Source organism: Mycobacterium sp. (assembly GCF_049647605.1).
Classification (GTDB): Bacteria; Actinomycetota; Actinomycetes; order Mycobacteriales; family Mycobacteriaceae; genus Mycobacterium.
In genome coordinates, this window is the sequence record NZ_JBARXZ010000178.1 from 89,846 (window position 1) to 104,635 (window position 14,790).

Genomic DNA, 14,790 nt, shown 5'->3' on the forward strand with positions numbered 1-14,790 from the left:
ACTGCGGCCGCCATCGGTCGCAGTGCTCGAACCCAGGCTCCTAGTGGCGGACGCCGACGACCCGCTTGCCGTCTAGTTGAGCTGCCGCTCGCAGCGCCACGTCATCGCGACCTGGCGCGGCGACGACCTGAACGGCGATGGGCAAGCCATCGGAACCCTCTCCGACAGGGACTGACACAGCGGGGCAACCGGTCAAGGTGACGGCTCGGCAATGGGCCATCAATTGCCACCCGCCGACAGTCGTGCCGTCCACATCGACGTACCCCTGCATATCGCAGGCGGGGCCCCCGGCAACCGGCAATATGAGAATGTCCGCGTGATCGAACAGGTCGATGGCGCGTGCCCGGATATCGAGCGCCTGAGCCCATGCAGCGGAAAGCTTCTCGACGGGAGGTGTTCGTTGTGCGCGCAGGAGAGCGCGTGTTGGTTGCGCCAATTGGCCTTCCCGGCCGGCAACGGCCGCGAGGTGGTCGTCCAACGGATCAAGTGCGCGCAGTTCGTTGTAGGCATCGAGGGTATCTGCCAGTGCGCCGGGAACGTGTCGCGCCCCGGGATCCAGAAACTGCGCTGCGGCCGCCACCGCGTTCGCGAATTCCGCACGGACAGGACCGATGTGGGTGCCTTCGGTCCAGGCGACCCGAAGACCATCCGGTGCTCGCAGCCCGGGCGGGGCCGACCTCAACACTGACCACGACAACGTCAGGTCCTCGACTGATCGTGCTATGAGGCCGACAGTTTGCATTGCTCCCTGCAGCTTCAGCGGCGAGGGCCATGCGTCGCCGTCGACCCGCCCGGCGATCCCGGGTACTTGTCCTCGCCCGTCGACACCGTGTGCGGTCGGCCGCAACGCGACCATGCCGACGCAGGCCGCCGGCCACCGAAGGCTGCCGCCGTAGTCGGTTCCGAGTCCCAGGATGCTCAATCCGGACGCCACAGCTGCCGCATCACCGCCGCTGGATCCGCCGACCGACCGCAGCGGGTGAACGGGGTTGAGCGTGGTGCCGCCGAGCGGGCTCTCGCAGGTGGTTCCGAAGGCGAATTCAGGGCAGTTGGTCTTGCCGACCACAATTGCGCCGGCCGCTTCGAGACGCTCCACCGCGGCCGCGGATCGACGGGCGATGTTGTTCGCGAACGCGATAGAGCCCATGGTGAGCGGCATGCCGGCGACCGCGATGACGTCCTTGACGCTGATGGGAACCCCCGCGAGCGGGCCGGTGGGCTTTCCCACGGAGATGTCACGGTCAAGACGACGCGCGCGGCTGATGGCCCGTTCGCCGTCCTCATGGAGAAAGGCGTTGCAGTCGTCGCCTCGGATGCGCTCGACATGTGCGCGCATGATGAGCTCGGCGCTCAGGTCGGCAGCGCGGACGCGCGCACCAATTGAGCTGGCCGAGTTCAGCCCGTCGTCCATGGGTCCTCGATCTCCATGAACTTCCGCTCTCCATGGCGAATGAACGCCTGGTTGATGCGGTCGCGGTCCCCACTCTTGAGTGCGTCCAACAGGCTGTCGTGCCGGCGGCACCCATCGATGAGGCTTCCGCTGGATGCGGCCTCAGACGAGAGATTGAACGACATGTAGAGATGCATCTGCTCCATCAGCGTGCGGTACATCTGAGAGAGGCGCCGGTGCTGCGCCAAATCGACCAGGGCGATGTGGAATTCACGGTTCGCGCGAAAGACCCCTACATGGTCGTCAGCGTGCGCGGCGGACCACATCTCGACCATGGTCTTGTCGATGTCGCCGAAGTCGGCCTGCGCCAACGAGGCCTCCATCTCGTCGAGGGCAAACCTCTCCAGCGCGTTGCGCAGCGAGTAGATCTCGTCGGCGTCCTCGCGGCTGAGTGGAGCCACGCGGTAGCCCCGTCGCGGGGTGAGGGTCAGGATGTGCCGAGCGGCCAGCGTCGAGAGCGCTTCGCGTAGGGGCGGACGGCTGATGCCCAAACGCTCGGCGAGTTGCACCTCGAGCAGGCGGTCTCCGGCCTTGAGCTCTCCGGTGGCGATCATTCGCTTGATTTCGTCGCAAGCCGCTTCGACGAGGGTGTCCGGAAGTCGCATGTTGGAAAGTCTACTGTCTACAAAACTCATTTGTGAAGTCAGGATTGGGTTCAGCGTCTCAACGCGCCCGGCATCAAAGACTGTTTGAATCGTAGCTGCCCAAGCCTCATCTAAACGTTCTGACAACTTGATGCCGCAGCAACGGCTGCGTAACACGCAGGAAATATTTCTAGATAAAAGTGCCGTTTGTAGACATTCAGTCCGGCTGCAGGCCCGACCCTTGGGTCGGCATCATGTTGCTCTCATGCGACAGACCCCGAGCGAATCCAACACCGTGGTGACCACGTCGGCTGGTCGGGCCGCGTGGCCACAACTGACACCAAGCCGCAGAACCAAGGGAGAGAACCCGTTGGCCAGGAAGATCATTCTCGATGTCGATACTGGAAGCGATGACGCCGTCGCGATCATGATGGCTGCGCTCGCCCCCGCGATTGACCTGGTCGCCTGCACAACCGTCTGGGGCAATCTCGGGCTCGACAGCACGACCGACAACACCCTCCGGGTGCTTGAATACGTCGGCTGCGGCGAGGTTCCCGTCCACCGCGGACTCTCCCGACCGTTCGCGCCGACCGCATTTCCCCCGAACCCGGGGGAGGACCGAAACCGCACCAAACTGCACGCGGAGCGAGTGCCGCTGCCCGCAGCCCGGCGATCCGCGCTCGCCACACCCGCCGTCGAGTGGCTCGTCGAGTATCTGAGAACGGCGGCGCAACCGGTGACCCTCGTTTCGGTTGCGCCGCTGACAAATATCGCCGCGGCGATCACCGTTGACCCGCGCATCGTGGGCGCGGTCGAGGAGGTGGTGCTCATGGGCGGCGGTCACGCGATCGGCAACTCAACCGCCAGCGCCGAAGCCAACATCTGGCATGATCCCGTGTCCGCCGATGTGGTCTTCCAGGCCGGCTTCGAGAGGTTGACAGTCGTCCCCCTCGACGCGACGCATGAGGCGTACCTCACGCTCGACGACGTTGCCACACTCCGTGCTGCGGGACCGCCGGCCTCGGCGGCCGCCGGCTTCATCGAACACATGATCAGCGGCTACGCCGAGATGCAGCCCATGGAGCCGCGCGACTCCAGTCCGTTACACGACGCACTCTGCATCGCCTACCTGCTCGATGCGGCGGTGCTCGAACTTCAGAGCTGTTATGCGGCGATCGAGACCACCGGCAGGCACACCTACGGCCGGACGGTCTTCGACCTACGTCACCGCAGTCTGCGTGAGCACAACGTCCATGTCGCCATGCACGCCGATCGGGAGCGATTCGTCCGCATCCTTCACGACGCCCTGATCGACGGGGCAGGCAGCAACTCCCTCCAATGTCTGTAGGCGTGCGCAGCCGCTGTCGGTGGGCTGGGGCGATTGATTCGCGCCTGATCAAGCGCTATCTAAACGTTCTGACAATTTGATGACGCGGCAATGGGCGTGTAACCCAACCGAGACGACATCCGGCCACAGTGCCGTTCATAGACAACCCACCGACTAGGGGTGACCCGTGACCATGACCACAGATCGCACAGCTACCGAGACGCGGCTACTCGACTTCCGCAACGTGTCGATGGCCTTCGGCAACGGCACCGTTGCCCTTTCCGAGGTCGAACTGAAGGTCGACAGGGGCGAATTCGTGAGTATCGTCGGGCCTTCGGGCTGCGGCAAGAGCACGTTGTTGCGCCTGGCCTCCGGACTGGAACTCGCTTCGGGGGGACGGGCCGAGATCTCCGCCTCGCGCATCGGTTATGTCTTTCAAGATGCGACCTTGCTGCCATGGCGAAGCGTCGCGGCCAACGTGGAGCTGCTCGCTGAACTGCACGGCGAGAGGAAGCCGGAAAGAGCCGCCAAAGCGCGCGAGGCAATCGAGCTGGTGGGTCTGGCAGGATTCGAATCCAACCTCCCCAAACACCTTTCGGGTGGTATGCGAATGCGGGCCTCGTTGGCGCGATCACTGACGTTGGACCCCGAGCTGTTCTTGTTCGACGAGCCATTCGGAGCGCTGGACGAGATCACCCGTCAGCGCCTCAATGACGAGCTACTCAAGCTGTTCAACATACGTGGTTTCGCGGGACTCTTCGTGACGCATTCAGTGGCAGAGGCCATCTACCTCTCGACGAAAGTGGTTGTCATGAGCGGACGACCGGGCCGCATCGTCGAACAGTTCCTTGTCCCATTCGGACCCGATCGCACTCCCGATGTCCGATACACCCCCGAGTTCGCCGAACTCAGCGGAGCTGTCTCGCACGCCCTCGCCGCTGGACACGCAGCATGAGCGCCATCGAGACAAACGCAGAGACAAAAGGGGCAAGCGCAGAAACCTCGAACTTGCCGCCGGCAGCCGGTGCCACCGCTGCTCGGCAAGGGCCAGTTCGACGTCTGTTCGGGCGGGTGTGGCCGCCGCTGGGGATCTTCTGTTTGGCGATGGCCGCGTGGTACTACATCGCGCTCGTGGTGCTCAGCGAACGCACGCGATTTCTCCTACCGCCGCCTCACACAGTTGTCTTCACTGCTTTCCAGCCGGCGGTGTTCTCCGAACTCAGAAGCGCTCTACTGCAGTCGATCATCGTCTCACTGACCGGATTGGCCATCTCGGTGGTTCTCGGCGTGGCCTGGGCTACGGCCATGGCCCAGGCCCGCTGGGTGGAGCAGTCTCTGTTCCCATATGCGGTCGTCTTGCAATGCATTCCGGTGCTTGCGCTGGTACCGCTGATCGGCTTCTGGTTCGGCTTCGGCCTTCCGGCGCGGGTCATCGTCTGCACGATGATCTCGCTGTTCCCCATCGTGTCGAACACGCTCTTCGGTCTGCAGAGTGTCGACAAGGCGCAGCGCGAGCTGTTTCAGCTTCAGCGCGCCACCAGATGGACTGTTCTGCGGAAGCTCGAATTCCCCACGGCACTTCCAGCCATCTTCGCGGGCATACGAATCTCGGCCGGACTGAGTGTGGTGGGAGCCATCGTCGGCGACTTCTTCTTTCGCAGAGGCACGCCGGGGCTGGGCTCACTCATTTCGACGTACCAATCACGGGTGCAGGGGCCCGAGCTCTTCGCCTCGATCGCCGTCGCAGCTCTTCTCGGCGTTACGGTCTTCGTCGCTTTCGGATGGCTTGGCCGGTGCGTTGTCGGTCGGTGGTACGACTTTGGCAGTCGCTGACACCTGTTCACACCTCATTTTCCTAACGTCTTCTACGGCAAGGAGTTTCATGCGTCGTCCATCATGCTCATTCGCTGCCGCAGCACTCGGATCTGTTCTTGTGCTCGCGAGTTGCGGCAGCACCGACACTACGGCCGAGATGGCCGATGGTCTCACAGTCGGTGCCGTTGATCTATCTGGATCGTGCCCGTCCTCGGTGGTCATCCAAACCCACTGGCACCCGCAGATAGAACGCGGCCCCTTGTATGAGCTGCTCGGTGACCGCTACGAAGTCGATGCAGACCAGAAGGCGATCCGTGGCCCGCTGATGGCTGGAGGGGACTACACCGGCGTGGATGTCGAGATACGAGCGGGCGGACCTGCGATCGGATTCCAAGATGTTGTGGCGACGATGTATCAGGACGACACCATCACCATGGGCTACACCACCACCGATCAGGCCATCCAACAGTCCGCCGCGATGCCTACGATCAGTGTGATGGCGCAGTTCGAGAAGAATCCTCAGATGATCATGTGGGATCCGCAGACCTACCCCGAGGTCGAGAGCATCGGGGCGCTCAGCTCAGCGCTCGCGGGCACCGGCGGCGTCATTCGCTACGCCGGCGGCACGGCCTACATGGAGTATCTCCGTTCGATGGGTTTGGTCAGCGATGGCGTACTCGACGACAGCTACGACGGCACGCCCGCCAACTTCGTCGCTGCAGCGGGCAGAGACGCACAACAGGGCTATTCGACCTCCGAAGCCTATGTGTACGAGCACGAAGTCCCTTCGTGGGACAAGCCCGTTTCATACCAGTTGATCCACGATGCCGGGTGGGACGCCTACGCCCAACAACTCTCGGTTCGCGAAGCAGATTTGGACGAGCTCGCTCCCTGCCTGGAAGAGCTCATCCCGGTGATGCAACGGGCCGAGGTCGACTTCTTCGACAACCCAACGCACGCCATTGATCTCACCATGGAACAAGTAGCCGAATTCCGAGGCGGTCAGGCCTACTCACGAGAAACGGCTGACTGGGCAGTGACCGCCATGCGGGAACAGGGCATCGTAAGCAATGGGCCGAATGCCACGGTCGGCGATTTCGACGCCAACCGGGTAGCCGACTTCTTCGACAAGGCACTCCCGGTCTTCTCCGCCCTAGGACAGGACATTGCACCCGGGCTGCGTCCAGATGATCTCTACACCAACCAGTTCATCGACCCCGAAATCGGATTCCGCTCGTGAACCGGCGGGAGTCCACTTCGACAATTTATGGTTGTCTCGATGAAACGAGGTAGACCGACTCTGCACGATGTCGCCGAACGGGCCGGCACCTCCACCGCCGTGGTGAGCTACGTGATCAACAACGGGCCGAGGCCAGTTGCGTCCGAGACTCGTTCCCGGGTCGAAGCGGCAATCAGTGAGCTCGGCTACCGGCGCAGCGGTGCCGCTCGCAGCCTTCGACGCGGGCACACCACCATGATCGGGATGCTGGTACCCGACGCGACGAACTCCTATTTCGCGTCTCTTGCCGCGGCGGTGGAACGCGCCGCCTTCGAGCAGGGGTACGCCACCCTGGTGGCGCACATGGCTTACTCACAAGACCTTCAGCGGCGCTACCTCGAAGAGTTCTTGAGTTTGAATGTCGCGGCGGTGGTGTTTGTCGGTTTCGGGGAGGAAGCTTCGTTGCACGACCTGGTCCGGGAAGTCGACGGCCCGGTCCTCCTGGTGCACCGACGCTCCAACGACCTGAGACTCCCGTCGTTCGTCTTCGACGATCGCGAAGCGGGAAGACTTGCCGCCGAGCACCTGATCTCACACGGCAGACAACGGCTGCTGTGCGTCGGGGTGGACGAGCCGCCGGGCCCGATCATGGATCGATGCGAAAGCTTCGCCGCGACCGCAGAGTTACTCGGCACGGCGTGCGACACAGTGAATTGGGACTATGACCGCGCACAGGTATGCGCGAGCTTCTCGGAAATGGTGGCCGCGGGCCTACGGTTCGACGGGGTGTTCGCATCGACCGACGAACAAGCCACCGGGATATTGGCCGCCGCGAGCCAGGCCGGTTTGATCGTAGGCCGCGATATCTCGGTCATCGGCACGAACGGCACCAGGGAAAGCGCCACCACCGTGCCGGCGCTGACCACCGTGCACTGTGACGTCGACACCCTCGCGGCGCAAGCAGTCGCCCATGCCCTGGCGGGTGGCCCGCCCCAACAGGAGCCTCTGCCGGTGACACTTCTGCGCCGCGCCAGCTGCGGATGCAGTCTGTCCGAGAGCGACCACGAAGGCGCGTGACCTGCAGAAATCCATATGACAGCTACCAGACATTGTTATCTATACGTGTAGAGCCCTCCGGCTCACAGGAGAGCGCTCATCGCGCGAAAGGTGCACATTCACATGAGCAAAGCAACCGTGATCGTGGTGGGCGGCGGTATCGGTGGGCTGGCCGCAGCTCTTGCGCTCCGTCAGGTCGGTTACGCGGCGACGGTTCTTGAACAGGCTTCCGTTCTCACCGAGGTCGGAGCGGGCGTCCAACTCGCACCCAACGCCAGCCGGATCCTGATCGACCTGGGGCTTCGCAGTTCGCTGAGCCGCTACGCGGTAGAGCCCCTTGAACAAATTCGTCGCCGCTGGCAGGACGGGCGTGTGATCGGTTCGATGCCGCTCTCGGCGTCGATGGTGCGGCAGAGCGACGCGCCGTACTGGCAGCTTCACCGCGCCGATCTGCACCGGGCGTTGCTCGAGGCGTGCGAATCGGAGGGCGGTATCGGTCAGCCGGTATCGGTGATCAGCGATTGCGAGGTGGCGGACGTCGAGAACACCGCGGCCGGCCCTGTTGCAGTTACCAAGGACGGTCGCAGATTCGGCGCAGATGCACTCATCGGCGCCGACGGCATTCGTTCAGCGGTGCGCAGGAGTTGCGGCTTCGCGGACACCCTTCAACGATCCGACCAGTTGACCTATCGAGCCCTTGTGCCGTCGAAGGATCTTGCCGATGATCCGATCACGAGATGGCTGCTCGATCGCCCGCAAAACACGATTTGGCTGGGGCCGGGGGCGCATGTGGTGCATTTTCTGGTGCGCCGGTCGAGCGCCCTGAGCATTGTTGTTCAGAAGCGGGGCAGCGATCGGCGAATCGCCGAGGGGCAGACCACCGTCGTCGAACTGGACGAACTTGTCGACAGCGTGCCGGGCTGGGACGAGCGTCTGCGCCACGTGCTGTGTAAGGCCGAGGGCACGATCTTGCTTCAACCACTCTTTCATCGCCGACCGGATCCCGAGTGGGTGCAGGGCCGCATCGCTCTTCTCGGTGACGCGGCCCATGCGATGTTGCCGTATCAAGGCCAGGGTGCGTCACAAGCCATCGAGGATGCCGCGGTCCTCGCCGAGGAACTGAGCTTAGCGGGACCAAAGATGCTGGAGGAGGCGCTTGTTCGGTATCAGGGGCGCCGGTCTCGTCGCGTCAGCCAGGTCCAGATCGCCTCTGCCGAGAACGAGCGGCTCTATCACCTGGCCGACGGCGAGGCTCAAGAGCGTCGAGACGCAGTATTCGGTGATTTTGCCGGCGAGGCACACAGGTCGTTCTCATGGTTGTGGCGGGGGCCAAAGCTGCACCTGGCCGAACCCGAATCCTATGACTATCCGTTCGGGACCAAGCTGGACACCGCCGACGACGAGTACGCACACGACCCGTCCATCGATACTCTTCCGGTCTGACTGACAGAAAGGCACTTTCATGCAGGAACATGATATTGAGATGCTGGAACTCTCGATTGAACTGGCGAGGAACGCCAAGGCCGCCGGAAATCATCCCTTCGGCGCTGTCCTGACCGATCTCTCTGGCACCGTACTGCACCGCGCGGAGAACACGGTCATGACCGCCAAAGACGCTACGGGCCATGCGGAGACGAATCTCATCCGGATGGCCAGCGCAGAACTCAGCGCCACCGAACTTCGCGAGACCGTGTTGTTCTCCAGCACCGAACCGTGTGCGATGTGCAGCGGGGCGATCTACATCGCTGGAATTCGTCGCTTGGTTTTCGCCGTCGGCAAGTCGGAGCTCCTCGAATTTGTCGAAGCCCGGCGCTCGACCACCGACTTTCTGCGAATCGCGAGCCGGGAAATCCTACAAACGGGACCCGAAATCGTCGATGTCGCCGGACCATTGGATCCGAACACGCCCCTGTACGCGGCCGCTCTGGCCGTGCACGAGTGAGCCCGGAGTCTTCGAGCTGTCGTGGGTGGACTCAGTGCCATGCAAGGTCGGTTTTACGGATCAGCGCGTGACTACCTTTCACCTGGTCGACGACTTGTGAGATGCGCATGTCGACGGCGGCACTGAGGTAGGCATATCCCAGTTCCCGGGGGATCCCGTACCTGCCCTGCAGGAGTTCCAGGGCGGCGCGGACGTTGTCACGCACGGCTTCATCAAGGTCAGCGTCGAGGCCGATGGTGATCAGGTGCTCGGAGGTCTCTGCGTACGGCCTGCCGCCGACGATGCGGCCCGCGTCGCGCACGACGTCGAGGCGCACCGTGGCACGCAGCGGCGCCTCGAATGCCGTCAGCGCCACCTCGCCATCACCTTGCGAGTAGTGCGGGTCGCCGGCGTAGAACAATGCACCGGGAACCTGGACCGGCAGGTAGACGGTTGCGCCGACGCCCAATGCGCGGATGTCCAGGTTACCGCCGTGGCGCCCCGGAGGGACTGAATGAGCCCGCCTGTCCCCAGCGACGGCGACGCCCATGATGCCCAGGAACGGGTCGAGCGGGAACCGGATGGCAGGCTGGTCACGGCGTGGAAATGCGCCCTCGTCCTGGCGCAGCGGGATGGCCCCCAACCCGTCGAACGCGGTGCAGAACACGCTCGTCGACCTACCTGGATCCGCCGGGAAATCCTCGGGCAGCGCACCTTTGCCGTGTCGAGCGGAGACGATGCCGTAGTCGGCACGTCGGGTCAGATCGACCACGGTGACGGCGAGCATGTCACCGGGCCGCGCGCCTGCGACGGCAATCGGTCCGGTGACCACGTGGGGACCATGCGCGGGGCCGTGCGCGATGCTCGACCCGGCGATGTCGATCGCGTCGGGAAGCACGTCGCGCGCATCGACGCCGAACCCTCCGAAAAACGTCAGGGGGTCGCGGCCCTGCTCTGCCAGGATGCCTTCATGGCTGACGGTGTCGATCACCACGGTGCTGCCCGCGGCGACGTGCATCACCGGCGCATCGGCCTCACAGGGGAGCTCACCCCACAGAACGGTGTCCGGTGTGGAAGCCAGATACTGGCTCCCAGGCGCTGTCTCAGCCATGCTGGGCATCCATCTCGTCGAGGCGCGTTTGTGCTTCGGCAGAGAACTCGAGCAGCCTCAGGTCACTGTGTCGCCACCCGAGCATGGACAGTCCCACCGGTAGGCCGGCGGACCGGAGCCATGGCGCACTGACCGCAGGTCTGCCGGACAGGCTGGCCAAGCATGTCATCCGCAGCGTCGCCGCGCGTACGTCGTCGAGTTCTTCGGGCAACGGCGCCGGTCCGGGGGTGGTGGGTAGGAGCAGTACCGCGTTCTTGTTCAGGCGGTCATCGAGATCGGCGGTGGCACAGTCCAATATGTCCTGTGCCGCCTCGGCCTCCGATGCGGTGATACGTGACGCCCCGGCGAACCTCTCTGCCACCTCGCGTGCCACTGCATCGGGATTCCCGTTCAGGAAACCACCGTGAGTGCGCCAGGCTTCGAAGCCCTGAACGGTGCGGAAAGCCGTGAACCAGTCGTCGATGCGACCCTCAGCTACGTCGATGTAGTGGACTGGCTTCCACTGTTCAAGCCGACGGACCAGGGTCCAGAATGATTGCGCGGTAGCCGAGTCCGAGTAGGCCACCAGCGCGGGGTCGACGAACACCTGGCTGTGGAACTCGTCCTGGCGCTGGTCGGGGAAGGAGACGGAGGCCACTGCCCGGAGTGTGGCGAGATCGCGCGTGAGCCATCCCACTGTGTCGAACGACGGCGCCAGGGGCAGCATCCCGTCGGTGGACACGGCGCCGTGTGTGGTGCGCAAACCCCACAGGCCTTGATAGGAGGCGGGCACCCGAACCGAGCCGGCGGTGTCGGTGCCGATCCCGATATCGGATTCGCCGCGGCTGACCGCGCAGGCGGGACCGCTGCTGGATCCACCCGGAATGCGCCCCGGCGCTGCGGGATTGGCTGGAGTGCCGTAATGCGGGTTGACACCCGCAATGCTGTAGGCGAGTTCGTCGGTATGGGCCAGACCGACGACGTCGGCACCGGTGTCGAGCAGTGACTGCACCGCCGGTGCTGTGGTGTCACACATCGGCGCGGCCTCCAGGTACGCCGGCGTGCCACCGCCGATCTGTTGGCCGGCCAGTGCAAAGAGATCTTTGACCGCCACTGTCAGCCCCGTCAGCGGACCGGCGCCGGTGGCGGCCAACAGTGGCGCCCCGACCGTGCGCCACAGGTGCGGATCGCCGGGTGGTGCAGCACTGACGTGGGCGGCGCTCACCCGCCAGCCTTCCGGGGTGTGTTGCCAGATTTGAGTTTGTAATCCACGCCCCCCGTTGGCCCGCAACGTCTCTGCCAGTATCAGGCGTGTCGCCTCGCCGAGTGTGCGCACATGCAGCGCGGTGATGGTGCGGGCGGGGGCTCCTCCGGGCCGGGCGGCGCGAAACGCGGCTATCTGGTCATGTCCTACCAGGACACCGGTGGCGTCGGCCCGCAACGTCGAGGGATCGGCGAGGAAGAGTTGATCCAGCATCGACACATCGTTGGCCAGCAGCGCCCGTTCGTAGGTCCAGAAAGCATCGAGCAATCCGGTGTCGACGTCATCGGGGGAGTCGATGTGGTGGGTGGCCAGTGTTGTCATTCTGCTCTTTCGTTCGTGCGTCCGACAAGGCTCGCCAGACGGTTTCGGGTGTCATGGGAATCTGGGCCATCCGTACCCCGGTGGCGTCCGCGACGGCGTTGACGATGGCTGCCGGCAGTGGAACGACCGACGCTTCACCGAGTCCCTTGGCGCCGAGCTCGCCTGCCACCCCGCCCGATTCGACGAAGACGACCTCCACTGGCGGCATCCCGGTGGAGCGGACCAGCGAGTGGTGCAGCAGCGGGCCGCCGGGGTACCGATCGCTCAGTGCGATGCCCAGACCTTGGGCCACTCCACCGAGCACCTGTCCTTCGGCCATCCGTGCATCCATCACCGCGCCGATGTCATGGACCGACACCACGCGGTCCACCACCACCCGGCCGGTCCAGGTGTCGACGGAGACCTCCACCAGCTGTGCGCAACCTGCCAACGTGGAATCGGCTGTGCTGCTGGCTCCGTGCACTTCCAGTACGCCGGGGGCACCGCTGTCGATCAGCGTCCGCAATGCGCTGGCAGCGCGTGACACCGAATCCGCGGTCATTCGCACGCCGCGGCTGGCATAGGTTCCGCCGTCGGCCACCGGCCGACAGGTCGGCGCCACCCGAACAGTCACCTCAGCGGCCTCGACGCCGAGCCGTTCGGCTGCCACCGTCGCGAGTACCGCGTGGGTTCCCTGCCCCATTTCGGAGTGGCCGGTTTCCACTACCAGCGTGCCGTCCTCCTCACGGCGGCAGCGCGCTTGCGCAGTGTCACGGTGGGCGGGTCCGCCGCTAGAGCTCACGATCACGGCAGTGGCGATCCCGGTTCCCCGCCGCCAGCGATCCCCGCCAGCGGGCAGCAGCCGCAGTCGCTCGAGCACTTCATCTAGGCACTTGTCGAGGTGCAGGTGCTGCACGGCCGACATGACGCCGACCTCAGCGGTAGCGGGCCGCATCATGTTCCGGCGCCGCAGGACGTCGGTGTTGATTCCCAGCTGCCCAGCGGCGGTCTCGATGTGCACGTCGAGTGGCACCAGCGCTTCGGCGGCGCCGTAGCCGCGAAACGCGGTGGTGGGCGCGGTGGGGGAGTACTCGGCGATGCCGTCGAACCGACGTATCGGCGCCGGATACATCTGCAGGGCAAGTGAACCCATTGCACTGAGCACCGCAGCGCTGTGGCCGAGGTAAGCCCCGGCATCCAGGCACGCGGACACCTGCAACACGGAGATGTCGCCGGCCTCGCTCCAGCCGCTGGTGATCTGCACACGCGCGGCGTGTCTGCGGCGAAGTCCGGTGGTCTCGGCGCGGCTGGTCTCCACCAGGACCGGGCGGCCGCATCGCCGTGCCGCGACGGCCGCTGCCGGCTCGAGTAGAACCTCCTCGCGCAGACCGAAACTGCCCCCGAGGGCGGTGGGTTCGACCAGGACCTCGTGCGGCTCGATGTCGAGCACGGGCGCAAGCATCGCCGGGACCAACATGGGTAGTTGACACGAGCCCCGCACGTGGCAGCGCCCTCGATCGTCCCACCAGGCCAGCGCCGCAAGCGGCTCCATTGCGTCGTGCGTGCCCGATCCGTAATCGAACTCGGTGACAACGGTGTGCGCGGCGTTCCGCAGTGCATCGGCCACCGTTGGAGCCGGATCGCCCAGTACGTACTGCAGCGGGTCGGGCAGTGGGGGAGTTGTTTCAGCGACCTGCACTGTCACCGCTTCGGCCATCAGCCGCGCTGCATCGGCATTGTCGGCGACCACCAGTCCTACGATGTCGCCCGCGAAACGTGGGGTGTCGGTGAACACGCAGTTCTCGCGGGGGGCATCAGGCAGGCCGTGCGGGTTCGGGTCGTATCGGTGCGGCGGGGAATCCGCCGGCGTCAGCACTGCTACTGCACCGGATACTCGCATCGCGGCGGCGGCGTCGATCCCGAGGACAGATCCGGGCCGCGGCGCCGCGAGGATCCGGGCGTAGAACGTCCCTGCGGGTATTCCGTCAGCGGTGTAACACGCTGTTCCCGAGGCCTTCTCGAGTCCATCCGGCCGGGCCGGCGCCGCATCGGGTGCGCCGTGGAGTGCCCGGATCAATCCCACGTACCCGGTGCACCGGCACAGGTGACTTTCCAGGGCGGCGTCGTTGTCACGGCTCAGCCAGCCGGCGACCACGCCCGGGATGCAGAACCCACACTGCAGGGCACCGCGCTGAGCCAGACACTGCGCTACCCAGGCGCCATGATCCGTGGTCACCAAGGAACGCGCGGTGTTCACCTGTTTACCCGACACTCGTGCTGCCGGCAGCACGCAGCTGAGTACCGGGAGGTTGTCGACCTGCACCGTGCACCCGCCGCAGGTGCCCTCCCGGCAGGGTGTTTTCACACTGTGTACGCCGTTGGCACGCAGCACTTCGGCCAACGGCCTCGCCAGGGCGTGTTCGGGGATGGGTAACGGCACTCCGTCGACCACCGCGAATGGTCCGTCAATCACGGCAACTATCCAATTCGGCAGCCACGTCCGAATACATCGCCGCAACCAGTGCGGCGCGGTAGTCCGCCCGGGCGAAGGCGTCGTCACGCAGCGGCGCACCGGCTCGCCCCTTGTCGTCGAGCGCTTCCGGGCGGGCGTCGGTGCCCACGGCACCGGCGTATGCGCAGGTCTCGCCGCCGGCCAGCGTGATCGCGGCGACGGTGGCCAGCGGCACCCCGGGACCGGCCGTCGGTGCGAACCGCCGATATGCCGATCGGCCGAATCGCCGTAGGCGCACCTGCACCACGATCC

Annotated in this window: 13 protein-coding genes; 7 read left to right on the forward strand and 6 right to left on the reverse strand. The window is 65.0% G+C overall.

Annotation, left to right across the window (positions count from 1 at the left end; translation table 11 throughout):
* Positions 1-40: 40 nt before the first annotated feature.
* Both WBB07_RS23075 and WBB07_RS23080 read right to left on the reverse strand, forming a co-directional pair.
* The gene (locus tag WBB07_RS23075) at positions 41-1,411 is read right to left on the reverse strand and encodes an amidase (protein WP_526310924.1); all 1,371 of its coding nucleotides are present in this window, start codon (positions 1,409-1,411) and stop codon (positions 41-43) included.
* Positions 1,396-2,055, reverse strand: a complete 660-nt coding sequence (locus tag WBB07_RS23080; protein ID WP_526310926.1) for a GntR family transcriptional regulator — start codon at positions 2,053-2,055, stop codon at positions 1,396-1,398. The genes WBB07_RS23075 and WBB07_RS23080 overlap by 16 nt, the downstream gene beginning before the upstream one ends.
* A 244-nt stretch (positions 2,056-2,299) precedes the next feature.
* Between WBB07_RS23080 and WBB07_RS23085 the strand changes: the two genes are divergently transcribed.
* From WBB07_RS23085 to WBB07_RS23115, 7 genes are all read left to right on the forward strand, one after another.
* Positions 2,300-3,382, forward strand: a complete 1,083-nt coding sequence (locus WBB07_RS23085; RefSeq protein ID WP_526310928.1) for a nucleoside hydrolase — start codon at positions 2,300-2,302, stop codon at positions 3,380-3,382.
* Between the two features lie 172 nt (positions 3,383-3,554).
* Positions 3,555-4,316, forward strand: coding sequence for an ABC transporter ATP-binding protein (locus WBB07_RS23090; RefSeq protein ID WP_526310930.1), 762 nt, complete (start codon positions 3,555-3,557; stop codon positions 4,314-4,316).
* 149 nt (positions 4,317-4,465) lie between these two features.
* Positions 4,466-5,194, forward strand: coding sequence for an ABC transporter permease (locus WBB07_RS23095; RefSeq protein ID WP_526310932.1), 729 nt, complete (start codon positions 4,466-4,468; stop codon positions 5,192-5,194).
* A complete protein-coding gene (locus tag WBB07_RS23100) occupies positions 5,181-6,416 on the forward strand; it encodes an ABC transporter substrate-binding protein (protein WP_526310934.1) in 1,236 nt (411 codons plus the stop codon). The genes WBB07_RS23095 and WBB07_RS23100 overlap by 14 nt, the downstream gene beginning before the upstream one ends.
* 39 nt (positions 6,417-6,455) lie before the next feature.
* Positions 6,456-7,472 (forward strand): LacI family DNA-binding transcriptional regulator, encoded by a 1,017-nt coding sequence (locus WBB07_RS23105; RefSeq protein WP_526310936.1) that lies wholly within the window; start codon positions 6,456-6,458, stop codon positions 7,470-7,472.
* Positions 7,473-7,574: 102 nt separating this feature from the next.
* Positions 7,575-8,894, forward strand: a complete 1,320-nt coding sequence (locus WBB07_RS23110; RefSeq protein ID WP_526310938.1) for an FAD-dependent oxidoreductase — start codon at positions 7,575-7,577, stop codon at positions 8,892-8,894.
* A gap of 19 nt (positions 8,895-8,913) precedes the next feature.
* Positions 8,914-9,393 (forward strand): nucleoside deaminase, encoded by a 480-nt coding sequence (locus tag WBB07_RS23115; protein ID WP_526310940.1) that lies wholly within the window; start codon positions 8,914-8,916, stop codon positions 9,391-9,393.
* Positions 9,394-9,424: 31 nt separating this feature from the next.
* On the opposite strand, the gene WBB07_RS23120 is transcribed toward WBB07_RS23115, so the two are convergent.
* The 4 genes from WBB07_RS23120 to WBB07_RS23135 form a co-directional block, all read right to left on the reverse strand.
* Complete coding sequence (locus WBB07_RS23120) at positions 9,425-10,483, reverse strand: acetamidase/formamidase family protein (protein WP_526310942.1); 1,059 nt, start codon at positions 10,481-10,483, stop codon at positions 9,425-9,427.
* Complete coding sequence (locus tag WBB07_RS23125; RefSeq protein ID WP_526310944.1) at positions 10,476-12,047, reverse strand: amidase; 1,572 nt, start codon at positions 12,045-12,047, stop codon at positions 10,476-10,478. The genes WBB07_RS23120 and WBB07_RS23125 overlap by 8 nt, the downstream gene beginning before the upstream one ends.
* Complete coding sequence (locus WBB07_RS23130) at positions 12,007-14,499, reverse strand: molybdopterin-dependent oxidoreductase (protein WP_526310946.1); 2,493 nt, start codon at positions 14,497-14,499, stop codon at positions 12,007-12,009. The genes WBB07_RS23125 and WBB07_RS23130 overlap by 41 nt, the downstream gene beginning before the upstream one ends.
* Positions 14,492-14,790 (reverse strand): hypothetical protein (locus WBB07_RS23135; RefSeq protein WP_526310948.1); only part of this gene is annotated, 299 nt, incomplete at its 5' end. The genes WBB07_RS23135 and WBB07_RS23130, both read right to left, overlap by 8 nt.

Bases quoted from the DNA above. Each gene is read 5' to 3' on its own strand.
- WBB07_RS23120 (WP_526310942.1), bottom strand. From the start codon at position 10,483: ATGGCTGAGACAGCGCCTGGGAGCCAGTATCTGGCTTCCACACCGGAC.
- WBB07_RS23090 (WP_526310930.1), top strand. From the start codon at position 3,555: ATGACCACAGATCGCACAGCTACCGAGACGCGGCTACTCGACTTCCGC.
- WBB07_RS23080 (WP_526310926.1), bottom strand. From the start codon at position 2,055: ATGCGACTTCCGGACACCCTCGTCGAAGCGGCTTGCGACGAAATCAAG.
- WBB07_RS23075 (WP_526310924.1), bottom strand. From the start codon at position 1,411: ATGGACGACGGGCTGAACTCGGCCAGCTCAATTGGTGCGCGCGTCCGC.
- WBB07_RS23115 (WP_526310940.1), top strand. From the start codon at position 8,914: ATGCAGGAACATGATATTGAGATGCTGGAACTCTCGATTGAACTGGCG.
- WBB07_RS23095 (WP_526310932.1), top strand. From the start codon at position 4,466: ATGGCCGCGTGGTACTACATCGCGCTCGTGGTGCTCAGCGAACGCACG.
- WBB07_RS23125 (WP_526310944.1), bottom strand. From the start codon at position 12,047: ATGACAACACTGGCCACCCACCACATCGACTCCCCCGATGACGTCGAC.
- WBB07_RS23110 (WP_526310938.1), top strand. From the start codon at position 7,575: ATGAGCAAAGCAACCGTGATCGTGGTGGGCGGCGGTATCGGTGGGCTG.
- WBB07_RS23085 (WP_526310928.1), top strand. From the start codon at position 2,300: ATGCGACAGACCCCGAGCGAATCCAACACCGTGGTGACCACGTCGGCT.
- WBB07_RS23105 (WP_526310936.1), top strand. From the start codon at position 6,456: ATGAAACGAGGTAGACCGACTCTGCACGATGTCGCCGAACGGGCCGGC.